Source organism: Dactylosporangium maewongense (assembly GCF_039531485.1).
Taxonomy (GTDB): Bacteria; Actinomycetota; Actinomycetes; order Mycobacteriales; family Micromonosporaceae; genus Dactylosporangium; species Dactylosporangium maewongense.
Genome location: NZ_BAAAQD010000065.1, coordinates 1 through 21574 on the forward strand (window position 1 = coordinate 1; position 21574 = coordinate 21574).

The 21574-nt window shown below is 71.5% G+C and carries 2 protein-coding genes; both read right to left on the minus strand.

The genetic code is table 11. The features are described 5' to 3' along the window. On the minus strand, nt 1–5338 hold a 5338-nt coding region (locus ABD332_RS59060), incomplete at its 3' end, for an amino acid adenylation domain-containing protein (protein WP_344515803.1). Beyond that, nucleotides 5338–21570 carry an amino acid adenylation domain-containing protein gene (locus ABD332_RS59065; protein WP_344515806.1) on the minus strand — a complete coding sequence of 5411 codons (16233 nt, stop codon included), beginning with the start codon at nt 21568–21570 and terminating at the stop codon, nt 5338–5340. The genes ABD332_RS59065 and ABD332_RS59060, both read right to left, overlap by 1 nt. Nucleotides 21571–21574 lie beyond the last annotated feature (4 nt).

The window sequence follows — 21574 nt, forward strand, 5'->3', positions numbered from 1 at the left end:
CCGGAAGGTTCTCGTAGAACCGGTCGCGTGCGGCTGGACTCAGGGCCTCGCCGGAGCACACCACCCGCCGCAGCCCGCCACACTCCGCGGCCTGGGGCGTCGCCAGGAACGCCTCCAACATCGACGGTACAAAGTGGACGGTGTCGACCCGCTCATCACGGATCAGCTCGGCCACGTAGCCGGGGTCGCGGTGACCGCCCGGCCGGGCGATCACCATCGTGGCGCCCTGGATCAACGGCCAGAACAGCTCCCACACCGACACGTCGAACCCGAACGGCGTCTTCTGCAACACCCGGTCACCTGGGCGCAGACCGAACTGCGCCTGCATCCACACGAGGCGGTTCACGATGCCTTCGTGGGTGACCGCGACGCCCTTCGGCAGACCGGTCGAACCCGACGTGTAGATGACGTACGCCGCCTGACCCGGCACCACCACAACATCCGGAGCCGTCGCCGTCTCGGTGAACGGACCCTCCGACAGCACACAGACCGCACCCGCGTCCGCGACCATGAACGCGATCCGCTCCGCCGGCAGATCCGGGTCGATCGGCAGATACGCACCACCAGCCTTGAGCACCGCCAACAACGCCACCACCAAGTCGAAACCACGCGGCAGCGAAACCCCCACCACCGAATCCACGACCACACCACGCTCGACCAGCAGCCGCGCCAGACCGCTCGCCCGACCCTCCAGCTCCGCATACGACAACGACTCACCCTCGAACACCAACGCCGGCGCATCCGGCGTGCGCGCCACCTGCTCGGCGAACAGAGCCGGCAACGTCGCCACCGGGACGTCGGCCGCCGTGTCGTTCCACTCGTGCAGGACGCGGTCGAGCTCGCCGGGGTTGAGAACACCGATCTCCGACAACAGCGTCCGCGATCCGCCGTCGAGACCGGCTTCCAGCGCGGGTACGAGGCCGGCGACCACCACGTGGAGCATTCCCGCCACCGCCCGCGGGTCGATCGGGCCGACCGCGTCGACGGTCAGGCCGAATCCGGTCCCGTCGTCGTCGATGGACACCGTCAGTGGGTAGTTGGTGCCCTCCCGGGAGTACACGGTCCGGACACCCTGGACCCCTTCGGGCGACTCGGCTTCGACGGCAGCGTTGTGCCGGTAGTTGAACAGCGTGGCGAACAACGGCGTGTCGGCCGGGACGGCGCTGACGCGCTGGGCCAGCGCGAGGGGCGCGTGCTCGTGCTCCAGCAGCCGGGCCAGCTGGCCGCGCATCGCGGTGACGGCGTCGACCACGTCGAGGTCGCCGGTCGGCACCCGGACGGGCAGGGTGTTCATGAACAGACCGGGCACCCTGTCCGCGCCCGCGCCCGCGTTCATCCGGCCGAACACCACGGTGCCGAACACGACGTCGTCCCGTCCAGCCACGACGGAGAGGACCCGCGACCACGCCACGTGCATCACCGTCGCCGGGCTCGACCCCAACCGGCGGGAAACCTCACGCAGCCGTCCGCCCAGGCCGGCGTCGAGGTCGACACCGGTCCGCACCAGCCCCGACCCGTCGCCGCGCACGTCGCTGACCCCGAACGCGACGGTCGGCTCGTCCACGTCCGACAGCAGCTCCGCGAAGAACGCCGCGTGCTGGTCGGTGGTGCGTCCGGCCCGGGCCTGAGCCACGAAGTCGCGGAACGGCAACGGTTCGGGCAGTTGGTCGGCCCGGCCGGTCAGGACCGCCTCGATCTCGGTCCTCACCACGTCCAGCGCGGTGTGGTCCTGCACCAGGTGATGGACCCGCAACAGCCCCCGCCACCGTCCGTCGGCGAGTGGGGCGACGTGCAGGTCCAGCAGCGGTGCCCGGTCCAGTTTCATCGACAACCCGACCATCGACAGCAAGCTCGCCGGTTGGTCGGCGACGGCGTCGGGCAAGCGCACTTCGATCACCGGCAGCGTTGCCGAGCGCCACACCACCTGGACGGGCTCGCGCAGCCCCGACCACACCACCGACGACCGGAACACGTCGTGCCGGTCGATGACCTGTTGCAGCGCGCCGGCGAACCGGTCGAGCCGGTCCCGGTCGTCGAACTCCAGCACGAACGACGTGACGTACACGTCGTCGCCGCCGTCGGCGAGGAGGTGGTGATACAACAGGCCTTCCTGCAACGGCGCCAAGGGATAGATGTCCGCGACATTGGCCGCACCACCATCGACCGTGCCGACCACGGCCTCGATCTCCGCCTCGGTCAGCTCGACCAGCGGCAGCATCCCCGGCGTGATCACCCGCGCGTCAGCCGGGATCAGGTTCGGCGCCACCGCAACAATCGCAGCCTCCGCCAACGCGGCCAAACCCGCCGGCGTCGGCGCATCGAACAAACCACGCACCGACACCGACACACCACGCACCCGCAGCCACTCGACAAGCCGCACCGCCAACAGCGAATGACCACCCAACCCGAAGAAGTTGTCATCGACCCCGACACGCTCAACGTTCAACACCTCGGCGAACGCCTCACACAACACCTCCTCACGCGCGTTACCCGGCCCCCGACCGACACCCACCACCGACCCGAAGCCCGGAGCAGGCAACGCCCTGCGATCCAGCTTCCCGTTCACCGTCAACGGCAACACGTCGAGAGCCACGAACGCCGCAGGAACCATGTAGTCGGGCAACCGTTCGGCGGCGTGGGTCTTCAGCGTCGCACCGTCGGCGGCACCGACCACATAGGCCACGAGGCGCTTGTCGCCGGGGACGTCTTCTCGGGCGATCACGGTCGCCTGGGCGACGTCCGGATGCTCCGCGATGACAGCCTCGATCTCCCCCAGCTCGATGCGGAACCCGCGGATCTTCACCTGCTCATCCGCCCGGCCGACAAACACCAAGTCACCGTCAGCGGTCCAACGCACCACATCACCAGTGCGATACAACCGGCCACCATCGTCGAACGGGTCAGCCACGAAACGACCCGCCGTCAGCCCACGCCGGTTCAGGTAACCCCGAGCCACCTGACCACCCGCGACATACAACTCACCCACCACACCCGGCGGCACCGGCCGCAACCGGCTGTCCAGCACGTACGTCCGCAACCCAGCCAGGCCACGACCGATCACGCTGTCCCCCGACTCACCCACGACCAGGGAACGATGCGTGACATGGACCGTCGTCTCGGTGATGCCGTACATGTTCACCAACCGCGGCCCGTCCGGCCGACCCTCCCACCACGGACCCAACCGACCCAGATCCAACGCCTCACCACCGAACACCACCGTGCGCAGCGAACCACCCGACCGGTCCACACCCGCAGCCATCAGCTGATAGAACGCCGACGGCGTCTGCGACAACACCGTCACCCGCTCCCGCTCCAGAAGATCCCAGAACTCCTCCGGAGACCGCGACACCTCAAACGGCACCACAACCACCCGACCGCCGTGCAGCAACGCCCCCCACAACTCCCACACCGAAAAGTCAAACGCGAACGAATGAAACCACGACCACACATCCTCGGCGCCGAACGCGAACAGACCCTGCGTCGCGGCGAACAGCGACACCACATTCCGATGGGTGACCACCACACCCTTCGGGGTCCCCGTCGACCCCGACGTGAACATCACATACGCCGCACAATCCACACCAACACGAACACCGAACGGGGCATCAGACATCGACTCCGCCGCCACGTCGTCGACCACACACACCGCGGCCGCGTCCGCCACCATCAACGCCACCCGCTCAACCGGCAACCCCGGATCGATCGGCAGAAACGCACCACCCGCCTTCCACACCGCCAACAACGCCACAACCAGATCCACCCCACGCCGCAGCCGCACACCCACCACCGACTCCGGACCCACCCCACGAGCCACCAAAAGCCGGGCAAGACGATTCGCCCGAGCGTCGAGCTCCCGATACGACACGGTCACGCCACCGTGCACCACCGCCGGCGCATCCGGAGTCCGCGCCACCTGCGCCGCGAACAACTCCGGCACGGTGGCGTCCGCCACCACCGACCCGGTGTCGTTCCAACCGACCACCACCTGCTCCAGCTCGGTCGCGTCCATGACGCTGACCGACGACAGCCGCCGGCCCGGATCCGCGACCAGCGCCTCGATCACGCGCACCAACCGAGCGGCCATCACGTCGACAGTCGTCGCGTCGAACAGCGCGGCCGCGCCGATGACCAGGCCCCGCAGCCCGGCCGGGGCGCCATCGGCGTGGAACGTTTCCGTGAGGCTGACCTCGATGTCGAACTTCGCCGCCGTGCGGTCCGAAGAGATCGCCATCTCGCTGCGCAGGCCGGGCAGGTCCAGCACGGCGCCGGCGTTGTTCTGCACGGTCAGCGTGACCTGGAACAGCGGATGCCGGGCCCGCGAACGGGTCGGGGACAGTTCTTCCACGAGGCGTTCGAACGGAACGTCCTGATGGGCCAGGGCCGCGAGGCTGGTCGTGCGAACCTGGGACAGGACCTCGGCGAAGGTCGGGTCGCCCGACAGGTCCGACCGGATGACGAGGGTGTTGACGAAGAACCCAACGAGGTCGTGCAACGCGTCGTCGGTGCGGCCGGCGACCGCCGACCCGATCGGGATGTCGTCGCCCGCGCCGAGTTTGGACATCAGTACCGCCAGCGCGGCCTGCAGCAGCATGAACGTGGTCACGCCGTGCGCCCGGGCGACCTGGATCAGGCGGGCGTGCGCCGCGGCGGGCAGCTCGACCGGCCGCTGGTGGCCCCGATGGTCGGCGATGGCCGGCCGTGACCGGTCGGTCGGCAGCGCGAGCTCCTCCGGCGCACCGGCGAGGGCCTGCCGCCAGTACGACAGCTGCCGTGCGATCAGGCTTTCCGGGTCGGTTTCGTCGCCGAGCAGTTCCCGCTGCCACAGGGTGTAGTCGGCGTACTGCACCGGCAGTGGTTTCCAGTCCGGCGCCCGGCCCTCGCTGCGCGCGGCGTACGCGGTGGTGATGTCTCTCGCCAGGGCCGCCTTCGACCATCCGTCACTGGCGATGTGGTGCATCACGACCATGAGGACGTGGTCCTCCGGTCCGGCGGAGAACAGCGAGGCGCGGATCGGCACGTCGACAGCCAGGTCGAACACGCAGTCAGCGGCGTCGTCGACGGCCGCCTGCAGGTCGCCGGGCGGGACCTCGACGACGGTGAGCGACCACTGCAGTTCCTTGAGCGGGATGATGTTCTGGTACGGCCGTCCGTCGACCGTCGGGAACGTCGTGCGCAGGACGGCGTGTCGGCCCAGGACGTCCCGCAGTGCCACGTTCAGCGCGTCGACGTCGATCCGGCTCGACAACCGCAGGGCGGCGGGGATGTTGTACGTGGCGCTCGGGCCCTCGAGTTGCCCGATGAACCACAGACGCTGCTGCGCATACGACAACGGGATCATCAGGACTCCTCTGAGACGTGCATCGGCCGCAGCGCCGGCCTGGTCGACTTCCGGTTGTCTGCGTGCTCGGCCAGACCGGCGACGGTCGGGGCCTCGAACAGGGTGCGAATGTCGATTTCGGTCTGCAGCAGGGTGCGGATGCGGCTGATCAGTTTGACCGCGAGCAGCGAGTGGCCGCCGAGGTCGAAGAAGTCGTCGTCGACGCCGACGGTGTCCAGTCCGAGCACTTCGGCGAACGCCTGGCAGAGGAGCTCTTCGCGGACGTTGGCCGGGGCCCGCCCGCTGCCGGCCGTGGTCGCGTACTCGGGCGCGGGCAGGGCCCTGCGGTCGAGCTTGCCGTTCGCGGTCAGCGGCAGGGCGTCGAGAGCGACGACGGCCGCGGGGACCATGTGGTCCGGCAACCGGGTGCCGGCGTACCGGCGCAGCGCATCCGGCGGTGTCTCGTCCCCGTCGGTGGCGACGACGTAGGCGACGAGGTGTTTGTCGCCGGCCGGGTCGTCCCGGGCGATCACCGCGGCCTGCACCACCCGCGGATGGGCCAGCAGCACCGTCTCGATCTCGCCGGGTTCGATCCGGAACCCGCGGATCTTCACCTGGTCGTCGACGCGGCCCAGGTACACCACGTCGCCACTGGCGGTCCACCGCACGAGGTCCCCGGTCCGGTACAACCGACCACCGGCCGGGTCGAACGGGTCGGCCACGAACCGGGACGCGGTCAGCGCCGACCGGCCGACGTACCCTCGGGCCACCTGCCCACCCGCGACATACAGCTCACCGGCCACCCCGATCGGCACCGGCGACAGTCGTTCGTCGAGCACGTACGCGCGGGTGTTGACCACCGGACGACCGATCGGCACGACCTCGGACCCGTCCAGCGGCGCCGTCAGCACACCGATCGTGGTCTCGGTCGGGCCGTAGTGGTTGAACACCACCCGGCCGTCGGCGGCCGAGAGCAGGTCCCGTACCAGGCCGGCCGGTGCGGCTTCGCCGCCGAGCACCAGGCTCCTGGCCGGCATCACACCCGACAGGCCGGCCGGGCCGGCACCCAGCGCCGCCAGATGCGACGGCACCACCTTCACCGCGTCCACGCGTTCGGCCGCGAAGAACTCACCGAGTGCGATCGGATCCGTCACCGACCCGGGCGGCGCCACCACCAGGGTCGCCCCTGACGCCAGCGCACCGAACACGACGGTGTTGCCGAGGTCGGTCGCCTGGCCCTGCAGCACGGCGAACCGGCCCGGCCCGGCCAGCCCGATCCGGGCCGGCACCGACGCCACATAGTTCGCCAGGCCGCCGTGGGTCACGCCGACGCCCTTCGGCGTCCCGGTCGACCCCGACGTGTAGATCACGTACGCCAGCTGGTCCGGCAGTACGGCACCGTCCGGGGCCGCACCCGGCAGCGACGACACCGACGCGGTCACCCGCGGGTCGTCCAGCGCGATCGACCGCACCCGGCCGGGCGGCAGCTCGTCGAGCAGTTCCTCGGTGCTCACCAGCGCCACCGCGCGCGCGTCGGCCAGCATGAACCCGATGCGCTCGGCGGGCGCGGCCGGGTCCAGCGGCAGGTAGGCCGCGCCCGCCTTCCACACCGCCAGCAGCCCGGCGATCATGTCCTCACCGCGCGGCAGGTACAACCCCACCACCGACTCGGTGCCCACGCCGAGCCCGTGCAGGTACCGAGCCAGCCGGTTCGCCTTCGCGTCGAGCTCCGCGTAGGACACCTCGACGCCGTCGGCGACCAGCGCCACCGCGTCCGGCGTGCGTGCCGCCTGCGCCGCGAACATCTCCGGCACTGACCGCGCCGGCACATCGGCCGTGGTGTCGTTCCACTCGACCAGCAGCCGGTCGAGCTCGCCGTCGTCCATCACACCGATCGCCGACAGCGGCAGCGCTGGGTCGGCCGCGACCGCCTCCAGCACTCGCACCCACCGCCGGCCGATGGTCGCGACGGTCTCGGCGTCGAAGAGGTCGGCCGACCCGGTCACACCGCCGCGGATGCCGGCCGGAGCCCCGTCCGGTCCGAAGATCTCACGAGCGATCACCGCGATGTCGAACTTCGCCGCCGCATGGCCGGAGGCGATCTCGTCCGCGGCCAGGCCGGGCAGGTCGAGGACCGCGTCGGCCGTGTTCTGCATGGTCAGCAGGGCCTGGAACAGCGGGTGCCGGGCCAGGGAACGGCTGGGGGCGAGCTCCTCGACGAGGCGCTCGAACGGCACGTCCTGGTGCTCGTAGCCGGCCAGGACGGTCTCCCGGACCCGGGCCAGCAGCTCGGTGAAGGTCGGGTCGCCGGACAGATCGGTGCGGGTGACCACGGTGTTGACGAACGACCCGATCAGGTCGTCCAGCGCCTCGTCGTTGCGGCCGGCCACCCCTGAGCCGATCGGGATGTCGTAGCCGGCGCCCAGTTTCGACATCAGGACGGCCAGCGCGGCCTGCAGCAGCATGAACATCGTCACGCCCTGCCCACGCGCGACCCTCGTCAGCCGGAGGTGCAGGTCCGCCGGCACCTCGGTCGCCAGCTGGTGAGCGCGGTGACTGGGGACCGTGGGGCGTGGCCGATCGGCCGGCAGCGCCAGTTCTTCCGGTGCACCGGCCAGTGCCCGACGCCAGTAGCTCACCTGCCGCGACACGAGGCTGTCCGGGTCGTTCTCGTCACCGAGCAGATCCCGCTGCCACAGCGTGTAGTCGGCGTACTGCACCGGCAGCGGTTCCCACACGGGGGCCCGGCCGGCGAGCCGCGCCGCGTACGCCGTCGAGATGTCCACGGCCAGCGGCGCCATCGACCAGCCGTCGCTGGCGATGTGGTGCACGACCACCACGAGCACCCGTTCGTCCGTGCCGGTCCCGATCAGCGACACCCGGATCGGCGCCTCGACCGCGAGGTCGAAGGCGTACCCGGCGGCGACCGCGACCTCGGCGGACAGTGCGGACGGGGTCACCTCGAGGACCCGCAGCCGCCAGTCGAGGTCTTCGACGGCGATGACGTGCTGGAACGGCTGTCCGTCGGCGGCGACCGGCAGCACTGTACGCAGGATCTCGTGCCGGCCGATCACGTCGAGCCAGGCCGCCTCGAGCGCCGCCGCGTCGACGTCGCCGGACAGCCGCAGCGTCATGGGGTCGTTGTATGTGGCGCTCGGGCCTTCGAGCTGCCCGATGAACCACAGCCGCTGTTGGGTATGCGACAGCGGCAACCGCGGTGGGCGCGCCGACGCGACCAGTGGCGTCCGGGCCGCCCCGGCCCCCGGCAACCGGCGGGCCAGCGCGGCGGGCGTCGGCGCCTCGAACAGGGTCCGCAGCGACAGTTCGACCGCGAAGACGGCGCGGATCCGGCTCACGAGGCGGACCGCCAGGAGCGAGTGCCCGCCCAGGGCGAAGAAGTCGTCGTCGACGCCGACCGAGGCGGTGTTCAACACCTCGGCGAACGCGAGACACAGCAGCTCCTCGCGCGCGTCGGCGGGGGCACGGCCGGTCGTGGCGGTCGCCGCGAAGTCCGGCGCGGGCAGTGCCTTGCGGTCCAGCTTGCCGTTGACGAGCAGCGGCAGCACGTCCAGCACCGCCACCGCGGCGGGGACCATGTGCTCCGGCAGGTGGTCGGCGGCGTATGCGCGCAGTGCCGCGGGCAGCCCGGCGCCGGCGCCGTCCGCGGGGACGACGTACGCGACGAGCCGTTTGTCGCCGGCGGTGTCCTCCCGTGCGATGACTCGCGCGAGCGCCACCTCCGGGTGGGCGGCGAGCACCGATTCGATCTCGCCCGGCTCGATCCGGAATCCGCGGATCTTCACCTGGTCGTCGGTCCGGCCCAGGTACACCAGTTCGCCGTCGGCGGACCACCGCACCACGTCCCCGGTCCGGTACAGCCGGCCGCCGCCCTCCGCGTCGAAGGGGTCCGCCACGAACCGCTCCGCGGTCAGCTCGGCCCGGCCGACGTACCCGCGCGCGAGCTGCACCCCGGCCAGGTACAGCTCACCGGCGACCCCGGGCGGCACCGGGCACAGCCGCGCGTCCACCACGTACGCCCGCACGTTCGCCATCGGCCGGCCGATCGGCACCACACTGTCGGCGGCCGGGGCGCACTCCGCCGACGTCACGGTGATGGCCGCCTCGGTCGGGCCGTACGTGTTGTGCAGCCGGGCCGCCGGCAGAACCTCGAAGAACCGGTCGCGCAGCGTGGCCGACAGTTCCTCGCCGCCGCTGAGCACCTGCCGCAGCGACACGCACTCCGCCGCGGCCGGCTCCGCCACGAACGCCTCCAGCAACGACGGCACGAACTCCGCGCTCGTCACCCGCTGGTCGCGAATCAACCGGGCCAGGTATTCGGGTTCCCGGTGCCCGCCCGGCCGCGCCACCACCACACACCCGCCGGACGCGAGCGGCAGGAAGAGCTCCCACACCGACACGTCGAAGCCGATCGGCGTCTTGTGCAGCACGCGGTCCGCGGCGGTCAGGCCGTACTCGTCCAGCAGCCACCGGATGGTGTTCACCACGCCCGCATGCGACATCACCACACCCTTCGGCAGCCCGGTCGAACCCGACGTGTAGATGACGTAGGCCGCCTGGGCGGGCTGCACCGGCACACCGATGTCGCCGTCGGACCGCGCCGGCAACCCCGGTTCGTCGACCGTCACCACCGGCACGCCGAGCCCGGCCGGCAGTTCCCCGGACGACGCGGCATCGGTCAGCACGCACACCGCGCCGGCGCCACCGACCATGAACGACACCCGCTCCGCCGGCAGGTCAGGGTCCACCGGCAGGTACGCCGCCCCGGCCTTCAGCACCGCCAGCAGCCCGGCCACGAGGTCCGCCGACCGCCGCATCGCCACCGCCACGACCGATTCCGTGTGCACGCCGCGGCCGATCAGCAGCCGGGCCAGGCGGTTCGCGCGTGCGTCGAGTTCCCGGTACGACATCGGCACGCCCTCGAACACGACCGCCGGGGCGTCCGGCGTCTGCGCCACCCGGGCCGCGAAGAGGCCCGGCAGCGTGTCGGCCGGGGCCGCGACGCCCGTGTCGTTCCACCCCGACAGCACGCGACTCAGCTCGGTCTCGTCCAGAACCGACACCGCCGACAGCGGCACCTGCTCGTCGCCGTCGAGCACCGCGACGACGTGGGCGAGCGCCGCGTGCACCATGCCCGCGACCGCGTCCGGGTCGATCGGGGCGACCGCGTCGACCTCCAGCCCGAAGCTGTCGCCGTTGTCGTCGACCGACACCATCAACGGATAGTTCGTGATGTCACGTGAGAACAGCACCCGCATGCCGTCGAAGCCGTTGCTGCCGCCGGGGTCTCCGGCCGGTGCGGTGTTGTGCCGGTAGTTGAACAACGTCGTGAACAACGGCTCGTCCGGCGGCACGGCACTCGCCCGCTGGGCCACCGCGAGGGGTGCGTGCTCGTGCTCCAGCAGCCCGGCCAGCTGGTTGCGGGTCGCCTTGACGGCCGCCGGCACGTCCAGTTCGCCGGTCCGGATCCGGACCGGAAGCGTGTTCATGAACAGGCCTGGCACCCGGTCCGCGCCCGCACCGGCGTTCATGCGGCCGAACAGCACCGTGCCGAACACGACATCGTCCCGGCCCGACACCACCGCGAGGACCCGCGACCACGCCACGTGGACGACCGTCGCCGGGCTCACCCCGAGCCGCCGGCCGACGTCCCGCAACCGCACACCGAGCTCCGCGTCGACGACCGTGTGTGTGGTGACGACACCGGTGCCGTCACGTCGCACATCGCTGATCCCGAACGCCGCCGTCGGCTCGTCCACATCGGACAGCAGGTTGCGGAAGAACTCCTCGTGCTCGCCGCTGGTGTACCCGGCCCGGGCCTGGGCAACGAAGTTGCGGAACGGCAGCGGCTCCGGCAGCGTGCCGGCGCGACCCGACAGCACCGCCTCGATCTCGGTCAGCATCACCTCCAGCGCCGTGTGGTCCTGGACGAGGTGGTGCCGGCGCAACAGCGCCACCCACCGGCCGTCGGGCAACGGGGCGACGTGCAGGTCGAGCAGCGGCGCGCGGCGCAGGTCCATCGACAGGCCCACCACGGACAGCAGGTCGGTCACGACGTCGGTGCCGTCGCCGGTCAGCGCGACCTCGACGACGGACAGCGGCGCCGTGCGCCACACCACCTGTACCGGCTCCCGCAGTCCCGCCCACACCACCGATGTCCGGAACACGTCGTGCCGTTCGACGACCTGGCGGAACGCCGACACGAAGGCGTCGAGCCGCCCGCGGTCGTCGAACTCGACGACGAACGGCGTGACGTAGACGTCCTCGCCGCCGCCCTCGGCGAGCAGGTGGTGGAAGAGGATGCCTTCCTGGAGCGGGGCGAGGGGGTAGATGTCGGCGACGTTCGCCGCCCCGCCGCGCACCGTGCCGATCACGGTGTCGAGCTCGGCCGCGGTGAGGTCGACCAGGGGCAGCAGGTCAGGGGTGATGACCTGGGCGCCGTCGGGGATCAGGTTCGGCGGGACCTCGACGGTCACCGACGCCGCCGCGACGGCCAGCCCGGCCGGTGTCGGTGCCTCGAACAGCACGGACACCGACACCGAGACGCCGCGGACGCGGAGCCACTCGACGAGGCGGACGGCGAGGAGCGAGTGGCCGCCCAGTTCGAAGAAGTCGTCGTCGACGCCGGCCGACTCCAGTCCGAGGACCTCCGCGAAGGCCTGGCAGAGGATCTCCTCGCGGGCGTTGGCGGGGGCGCGCCCGGCCCCGGCGGCCGCGGTGAAGTCCGAGTCGGGCAGAGCGACGCGGTTCAGCTTGCCGTTGGCGGTCAACGGGAGCGCGTCGAGCATCACGACGGCGGTGGGGACCATGTAGTCCGGCAGCCGGGCCGCCAGGTGCTGGCGTACCGCCGCGGGCGTTGTCTCGTCGGCCTCGACCGGCACGACATAGGCGACCAGGTGTTTGCCGCCGGCCGCGTCGTCCCGGGCGATCACCGCCGCCTGCAGCACCTGCGGGTGGGCCATCAGCGCGGTCTGGATCTCGCCAGGCTCGATCCGGAAGCCGCGGATCTTCACCTGGTCGTCGACCCGGCCCGCGAACACCAGCTGCCCGTCGGCCGTCCACCGGACCAGGTCACCGGTTCGATACAACCGGCCACCGCCGTCGAACGGGTCAGCCACGAACCGTCCCGCGGTCAGTCCCGCCCGGCCCACGTACCCGCGGGCCAGCTGGGCCCCGGCGACGTACAACTCACCGGCCACCCCCACGGGAACCGGCGACAACCGCGCGTCCAGCACGTACACCCGCGTGTTGGCCACCGGGCGACCGACCGGGACGACGCCCGACCCGTCCAGCCGCGCCGTCAGGACACCGATCGTCGTTTCGGTCGGGCCGTAGTGGTTGTACACCGCCCGCTCACCGGCCGCCGCGACGAGGTCGCGTACCCAACCGACCGGGGCGGCCTCACCACCCAGCACCACCGTCCGCGCCGGCAGCACTCCCGCCACACCCGCCGGGCCGGCGCCCAACGCCGACAGATGCGACGGCACCACCTTCACGCCGTCGACCTGCCGCTCGGTGAAGAACTCGCCCAGGCCGACCGGGTCGGTCACCAGTTCTTCCGGCACCACGATCAACGTGCCGCCCGAGGCCAGCGCCCCGAACACGACGGTGTTGCCCAGGTCGGTCACCTGTCCTTGCAGCACCGCGGACCGGCCGGGGCCGGCCAGCCCGACGCGGTCCGGCACCGACGCCACGTAGTTCGCCAGACCGCCGTGGGTCACGCCGACGCCCTTCGGCGTGCCGGTCGACCCCGACGTGTACATCACGTACGCCAGCTGCCCCGGCTGCACCGTCGCAGCCGGCGCCTCCGCCGACTGCCGGGCCACCGCCGCGGCCACCCGCGGGTCGTCCACCGCCACCGTGCGCACCCGGCCGGCCGGCAGCTCGTCCAGCACGTCCTCGGTGCCGATCAACACCACGGCCCGGGCATCGGACAGCATGAACGCGATCCGCTCCACCGGCGCGGCCGGGTCGAGCGGCAGGTACGCCGCCCCGGCCTTCCACACCGCCAGCAGCGCGACGATCATGTCCGCGCCACGCGGCAGGCACAGACCCACCACCGACTCCACACCGACACCCTGGCCCGCCAGGTACCGGGCCAGGCGGTTCGCCTTCGCATCGAGTTCGTCGTACGACAGCTCGGCGCCGTCGGCGACCAGCGCCACCGCGCCCGGCGTGCGTGACACCTGCGCCGCGAACATCTCCGGCACCGAGCCCGCCGGCGCCTCGGCCGCGGTGTCGTTCCATCCGACGAGGGTCCGGCTCAGCGCGGCCTCGTCCAGCACACCCATCACCGACAGTCGCGCCGGTGTGCCGCCGTCGAGTGCCTGCTCCAACGCCGACACGAGGTGACCGGTCGCGGTGTGCAGCATGTCGGCCACGGCTGCCGGGTCGATCGGCTGAACCGCGTCGACCACCAGGCCGAACCGTGATCCGTCGTCGTCCACCGACACGTACAGCGGATAGTTGGTCCGCTGGCGTGAGTAGAGGGTCCGGATGCCTTCCAGCTCCTCGGGTGCCTCTTCGCCGTCCGGTCCGGTGGTGTCCTCGTGCCGGTAGTTGAACAGGGTCGTGAACAGCGGCTGGTCCGCCGGCACCGCACTGGCACGCTGGGCCAGGACCAGCGGCGCGTGCTCGTGCTCCAGCAGCCCGGCCAGCTGGCGGCGCATCGCGGTGATCGCGGCGACGACATCGTCGGACCCGGTCCGTGTGCGCACTGGGAGGGTGTTGATGAACAGGCCCGGCACCCGGTCGGCGCCTTCACCGCCGTTCATGCGGCCGAACAGCAGGGTGCCGAACACGACATCGTCGCGACCCGACACCGCGGCCAGGACCCGCGACCACGCCACGTGCATCACCGTCGCCGTGCTGGCACCCAGCCGGCGGGCGACGTCGCGCAGCCGCAGACCCAGGCCGGCGTCGACCTCGAGCAGGGCCCGCACCACGTCGGTGCCGTCGCCGCGTACGTCACGGATGCCGAACGCCGCCGTCGGCTCGTCGACGCCGTCCAGGAGGTCGCGGAAGAACTCCTCGTGGTCGCCGTCGCGCAGGCGGGCGCGGGCCTGCGCCACGAAGTTGCGGAACGGCAGCGGCGTCGTGAGCTCGTCGGCGCGGCCGTGGAGGACGGCGCGGATCTCGGAGATCACCACGCCCATGGCGGTGTGGTCCTGGACGAGGTGGTGCATCCGCAGCAGTCCGAGGCAGCGTCCGTCGGGCAGCGCCGCGACGTGCAGGTCCATCAAAGGCGCCCGGTTGAGGTCCATCGACAGCCCGACCACCGACAGCAGGTCGGCCATCGGGTCCTCGGTGCCGGCCGGCAGCTCGACCTCGGTCACCGGCAGCGTCGCCGAACGCCACACCACCTGCACCGGCTCCGGCAGTCCGGCCCACATCACGCCCGTCCGGAAGATGTCGTGCCGGTCGATCACTCGTTGCAGCGCGGCGACGAAGCCGTCGAACCGGTCCCGGTGGTCGAACTCGATCACCAACGGTGCGGCGTAGACGTCGTCGCCGCCGTCCGCGAGCAGGTGGTGGAACAGCATCCCTTCCTGGAGCGGGGCGAGGGGGTAGATGTCGGCGATGTTGGCCGCACCCCCGGGCACCTTGGCCGCCACGGTCCGGATGTCGGCCTCGGACAGCTCGACGAGGGGCAGCATGGCCGGCGTGATGTCGAGCGCGTCCGCGGGGATCAGGTTGGGCGGGACGGCCGCCGCCGTGGAGCCCGCCACGGTGGCGAGCTCGGCGGGCGTCGGGGCGTCGAACAGTGCCCGCACCGACACGGACATGCCGCGCACCCGCAGCCACTCGGCCAGGCGCACGGCCACCAGCGAGTGACCGCCGAGCGCGAAGAAGTCGTCGTCGACGCCGACCCGGTCGAGGCCGAGCACCTCGGCGAACGCCTGGCAGAACAGTTCCTCGCGGGTGTTGGCGGGCGCGCGCCCGGCCGTCCGCCCCGCGCCGAGTTCCGGCGCGGGGAGGGCCTTGCGGTCCAGCTTGCCGTTGGCGGTCAGCGGCAGCGCGTCCAGGACCACGACAGCCGCGGGGACCAGGTACTCGGGGAGGCGCTCGGCGGCGAACGCGCGCAGCTGGTCCGGCCGGCCGTCCCCTACGACGTAGGCGACCAGGCGGCGGTCGCCGGGAACGTCCTCGCGCGCGACCACCGCGGCCTGGCCGACCCGCGGATGAGCCGCCAGGACGGCCTCGACCTCGCCCGGTTCGATGCGGTACCCGCGGATCTTCACCTGCTCATCCGCCCGGCCCAGGTACACCAGGTCTCCGCCGGGGTCGCGGCGCACCACGTCCCCGGTCCGGTACAACCGGCCGCCGGTCGGGTCGAACGGGTCGGCCACGAACCGCTCACCGGTCAGACCCGCCCGGCCCACATAGCCCCGCGCGACCTGCACCCCGGCGATGTACAACTCACCCGGCACCCCGACCGGCACCGGCGACAGCCGCTCATCCAACACGTACAAACGAGTGTTCGCGACCGGCCGCCCGATCGGCACCAGATCATCGACGACCTGCCCGGCCACCACCCGATACACGCAACACCCGACCACCGTCTCCGTCGGACCGTACTCGTTCACCACCACCGAACCAGGGGCCCGGTCCAGCCACCGCCGCACCGCACCACCCGGCAGCGCCTCACCGCCCACCACGAGCACACTCGCGGCGTCTCTTGCCGCGTCGTCCGTGAGGTACTCCGCCAGCAACGGCAGATGCGCCGGCACCACCTTCAACACATCAAAACCGTCCGAGCCGTTCACCACACCGGCCAGACCATCGGCACCGCCGTCGACGCTGACCACCACCCGCGACCCCGACGCCAGCGGCACCACGACACTCGTCACCGTCAAGTCGAACGCCAACGACGAGTGCAACACCGCACCCCGACCCGACGGCCCGTACGCACCCACCGCCCACACCACATAGTTCGCCAACCCGACATGCGTCACCGCGACACCCTTCGGCATCCCGGTCGACCCAGACGTGTACATCACGTACGCCGCCTGCAACGGCAACACCCGCACACCCAACGGCTCAGCGGACTGCCGCCCGATCGAAGCGGCGACCCGCGGATCATCCAACGCCACCGACCGGACCCGACCCACCGGCAGCTCGTCCAGCACATCCTCGAACCCGAGCACCACCACCGCCCGAGCGTCCGACAGCATGAAACCGACCCGCTCCGGCGGAGACTGCACATCCACCGGCAGATACGCCGCACCCACCTTCCACACCGCCAACAACGACACGGCCATGTCCAGACCCCGCGGCAGGCACAAACCCACCACCGACTCCGCACCGACACCCTGACCCACCAGATACCTGGCCAACCGGCTCGACTGCGCGTCCAACTCGGCATACGACACCGACGCGCCGTCACACACCACCGCCGGCGCGCCCGGTGTCCGCGCCACCTGCGCCGCGAACAACTCCGGCACCGACACGCCAGCGACGTCGGCCGCCGTGTCGTTCCAGCCGGACACCAACCGGTCCAGCTCCGCCGCGTCCAGCACCGGAACCGCCGGCAGCGGCGTCGGCGCCCCACCGTCCAGACTCCGCTCCAGGGCCGACACCACACCGTCCGCCGCGGTGAACACCATCCGGGTCAGTGCGTCCGGGTCGATGGGGACGACCGCGTCGACGACCAGCCCGAACCCGACGCCGTCGTCGTTCACCGAAACCGTCAGGGGATAGTTGTTGCGGTCCCGGACGTACACGGGTCGTACGCCGTCGCTCACGCGTTCGTCGGCGCCGTACGTGTCGGTGGTGCTGTGCCGGTAGTTGAACAGCGTGGTGAACAGCGGCGAGTTGCCGGGCACCTCGCTCGCCCGTTGAGCGGCGGCCAGCGGCGCGTGTTCGTGCTCCAGCAGCCCGGCAAGCTGTCCGCGCATCGTGGTGACGGCTGCCAGCACGTCGGCACCGCCGGTACGGACCCGCACGGGCAGCGTGTTGATGAACAGACCCGGCACCCGGTCCGCGCCGACACCGGCGTTCATCCGGCCGAACAGCACCGTCCCGAACACGACGTCGTCGCGGGCGGACACCGCGGCGAGGACGCGTGCCCACACCACATGCATCACCGTCGCCGGGCTGGCCCCGAGCCGCCGGGACATCTCACGCAGCCGCACACCCAGGCCAGCGTCCATCTCGGCCCGGACGGTCATGACAGCCGAACCGTCGCCGTGCACATCCGTCACACCGAACGCCGTGGTCGGCTCGTCCACACCGGCCAGCAGCGAGCGGAAGTACCCCTCATGGTCCAGCGTGGTCAGGCCGGCGCGGGCCTGGACCACGAAGTTGCGGAACGGCAACGGCTCCGGCAGCGTGTCGGCACGACCCGACACGGTGGCCTCGATCTCGCCCAGGACCACCTCGAGCGCGGTGTGGTCCTGCACCAGATGGTGCAGCCGGATCACGCCGAGCCACCGACCGTCGGGGAGCTCCGCCATGGAAACGTCCACCAGTGGGGCCCGGCCCAGATCCATGGACGACCCGACTCGCGTCACGAACTCGGCGGCCGCGTCGGCACCGACGACGTCGAGGCTCATCTCGGCGACGGGCAGCGTCGCCTTCCGCCACACCACCTGCACCGGCTCACGCAGCCCGGACCACACGACCGAGGTCCGGAACACGTCGTGCCGGTCGACGACACGTTGCAGTGCCCCGACGAACCCGTCGAGGCGGCCCCGGTCGGCGAACTCGAGCACGAACGACGTGACGTAAGCGTCCTCACCGCCGTCGGCCAGCAGGTGGTGGAACAGCATGCCTTCCTGCAGCGGCGCGAGGGGGTAGATGTCCGCGACGTTGGCGGCGCCGCCCTCGACCGTGCCGACGACGGCGCGGACCTCGGTCTCGGTCAGCTCGACCAGCGGCAGCATCGACGGCGTGACGGTCTGTGCGCCGTCAGGGATCAGGTTCGGCGGCACGTCGACCGCCGCCGCACCGGCCTCGGTCGCCAGCCCGGCCGGCGTCGGCGACAGGAACAGCGCGCGAACCGACACGAACACACCCCGGACCCGGAGCCACTCGACGAGCGTCACTGCCAGCAGCGAGTGCCCGCCCAGCGTGAAGAAGTCGTCCTCGACGCCGACCGACTCGAGCCCCAGCACCTCGGCGAAGCCCTGGCACAGCACTTCCTCACGAGCGTTGGCGGGGCCCCGGCCCGACTTCGCCCCGGACGCGAAGTCCGGCGCGGGAAGCGCGACACGGTCGAGCTTCCCGTTCGGTGTCAGTGGCAGCCGCTCCAGCAGGACGACCGCCGCAGGCACCATGTACTCCGGCAGCTGTGCGCCCGCGAGCTCACGAAGCTGGTACGGCAGACCGTCAGTGGCATCGGGCGCCGGGATCACGTAGGCGACGAGGCGCTTGTCCCCGGCGGTGTCCTCCCGGGCGATCACGGCGGCCTGCGCGACGTGTGGATGCCCGGTGAGCACGGCCGTGATCTCGCCGGGCTCGATCCGGAACCCGCGGATCTTCACCTGCTCGTCCGCACGGCCGGCGAAGACCACATCGCCGTCGGCGGTCCAGCGCACCACGTCGCCGGTCCGGTACAGGCGGCCGCCGTCACCGAACGGGTCGGCGACGAACCGTTCGGCGGTCAGCGCGAACCGGCCCAGGTAGCCGCGGGCCAGCTGGACCCCGGACAGATACAACTCGCCGGCCACCCACGCCGGAACCGGCGCGAGCCGGTCATCCAGCACGTACATCCGGCTGTTGCCGGTCGGCCGTCCGAACGGCACCGCACCACCGGCGGGGAACCGATCCAGGTCGACCACGCCGGCGGCGACCATGACCGCGGCCTCGGTCGGGCCGTACGTGTTCACCAACACCCGATCCGCGGACCACACCCCCGCCTGCCGGGCCGAGATGGCCTCCGAACCCACCACGACACGGCGCACGGAGCTCAGGTCCTGCGGTGTGAGGACCTCCAGGAGGCTCGGCACCACGCTGGTGATATCCACGCCGGTCGCGGCCACCAGCTCCCGCAGCAGGGCCGCGTCGGCGCGCTGCGCCGACGACGCCACCACGAGGCGGGCACCGGCGGTCAGCGCCACCGCAACGTCCAACACCGACGCGTCGAAGCTGAACGACGCGAACTGCAGCACGCCCAGCCCGGGACCGGCCCCGAAGATCGGGGCGAACACGTGCGCCGCGTTCGCCAGCGCCCCGTGGGACACACCCACACCTTTCGGGGTTCCGGTCGAACCCGACGTGTAGATCACATACGCCAACTGCCCCGGCAGGGGTCGGGCCGGCGGTTCCTCGCCGGCCTCCGCCAGTGCCAGGTCCTCCAGCAGCACCACGTCGGCGCCGGCCCCGACCAGCACCCAGGCCACGGACGCCACCGACAGCACGCACACGGGTGCCGCGTCCGCCACCATGAAGCTCACCCGATCGGCGGGGTACTCCGGATCAATCGGCACATAGGCGCCGCCCGCCTTCCACACCGCCAGCAACGCCACGACCACGTCGACACCGCGCGGCAGGCACAGACCAACCACCGACTCGGGGCCGACCCCTCGCTCCGTCAAGTACCGGGCCAGCCGGTTCGCTCGCGCGTCCAGCTCACCGTAGGTGACCGGCACGCCCTCGAACACGACCGCCACAGCGTCGGGATCCGCCGTCACGCGCGCGGCGAACAGTTCCGGCACCGTCCCGTCCGCGACCTCCACCGCGGTGTCGTTCCAGCCGTGCAGCAGCCGCTCCCGCTCGACGGCGTCGAGGACGTCCACAGTGGAGACCGGGGACTCCGGATCCGCCAGGACAGCCTCCAGGACACGCACCCAACGCCCGGCGATGACCGCGACGGTGCCGGCGTCGAACAGATCCGCGGCGCCGGTGACGACGCCGGCCAACCCGAGCGCGGCGCCATCGGCGTCGAAGGTCTCCGACACCGTGAAGTCCAGGTCGAACTTCGCCGTCGGGGCCACAGCCGCCAGGCCCGGCGCGCCGACCCTGACACCCGCCAGGTCAAGGGCCGTCTCTGCGTTGTTCTGCAGGGTCAGCATGATCTGGAACAGGGGGTGCCGGGCCATGGAACGCGCCGGCGCCAGTTCCTCGACGAGGCGTTCGAACGGCACGTCTTGGTGCTCGAGACCGGCCAGTGTCGTCTCGCGAACCCGACCCAGGAGGTCGGCGAACGTCGGGTCACCGGACAGGTCGGTGCGCATGACGAGGGTGTTGACGAGGAAGCCGACCAGGTCGTCCAGGGCCTCGTCGCCGCGGCCCGCCACCGGTGTGCCGATGGGGATGTCGGTGCCGGCGCCGAGCTTCGACAGCAGTACCCCGACGGTGGCCTGCAGCAGCATGAACACCGTCACGCCCTGGGCCTTCGCCACCTCCAGCAGCCGGGCGTGCAGGTGTGCCGGCACCGTCACAGGCACTGTGTGGCCGTGGTGGCCGGTGACGGCCGGGCGGCGGTGGTCGGTGGGAAGGGTCAGCTCTTCCGGTGCGCCGTGCAGGGCCTGACGCCAGTAGGCGACCTGGCGGGAGATCAGGCTGTCCGGGTCGGTCTCGTCGCCCAGCAGGTCCCGCTGCCACAAGGCATAGTCCGCGTACTGCACCGGCAGCGGCGCCCACAGTGGTGCCCGGCCCTCAGCCCTGGCCGCGTACGCGACCGCCAGGTCCGTGGCGAGAGGACGCATCGACCAGCCGTCACCGGCGATGTGATGCACCACGACCACCAGCACCCGCTCACCGGAGCCACCCTCGAACAACCACGCCCGGATCGGCACCTCCACCGCCAGGTCGAACGTGTACCCGACCGTTGCCTCCACCGCGCCGGGCAGGTCCACAGTCGGCACGGCACTCGTGTGCAACTGCCAGTCCAGGTCACCGACCGCAACGATCCGCTGGAACGGCGCACCACCAGCCGTCGGGAACACGGTCCGCAGCACCTCATGCCGGCCGATCACATCCAGCAACGCCGCCTGCAACACCACAGCGTCAACATCGCCGGGCAACCCCAGCACGGTCGGCAGGTTGTACGTCGCCGACGGCCCCTCCAACTGACCGATGAACCACAACCGCTGCTGCGCATACGACAACGGCAACCGCTCCGGCCGCACCCACGGCGCCAACGCCTGACGCGCCTGCCCCGCACCAGGCAGCCGACCAGCCAACCGCGCCGGCGTCGGCGCATCGAACAACGCCCGCAGCGACACCTCCACACCGACAACAACCCGCACCCGACTGACCAACCGCACCGCCAACAGCGAATGACCACCCAAAGCG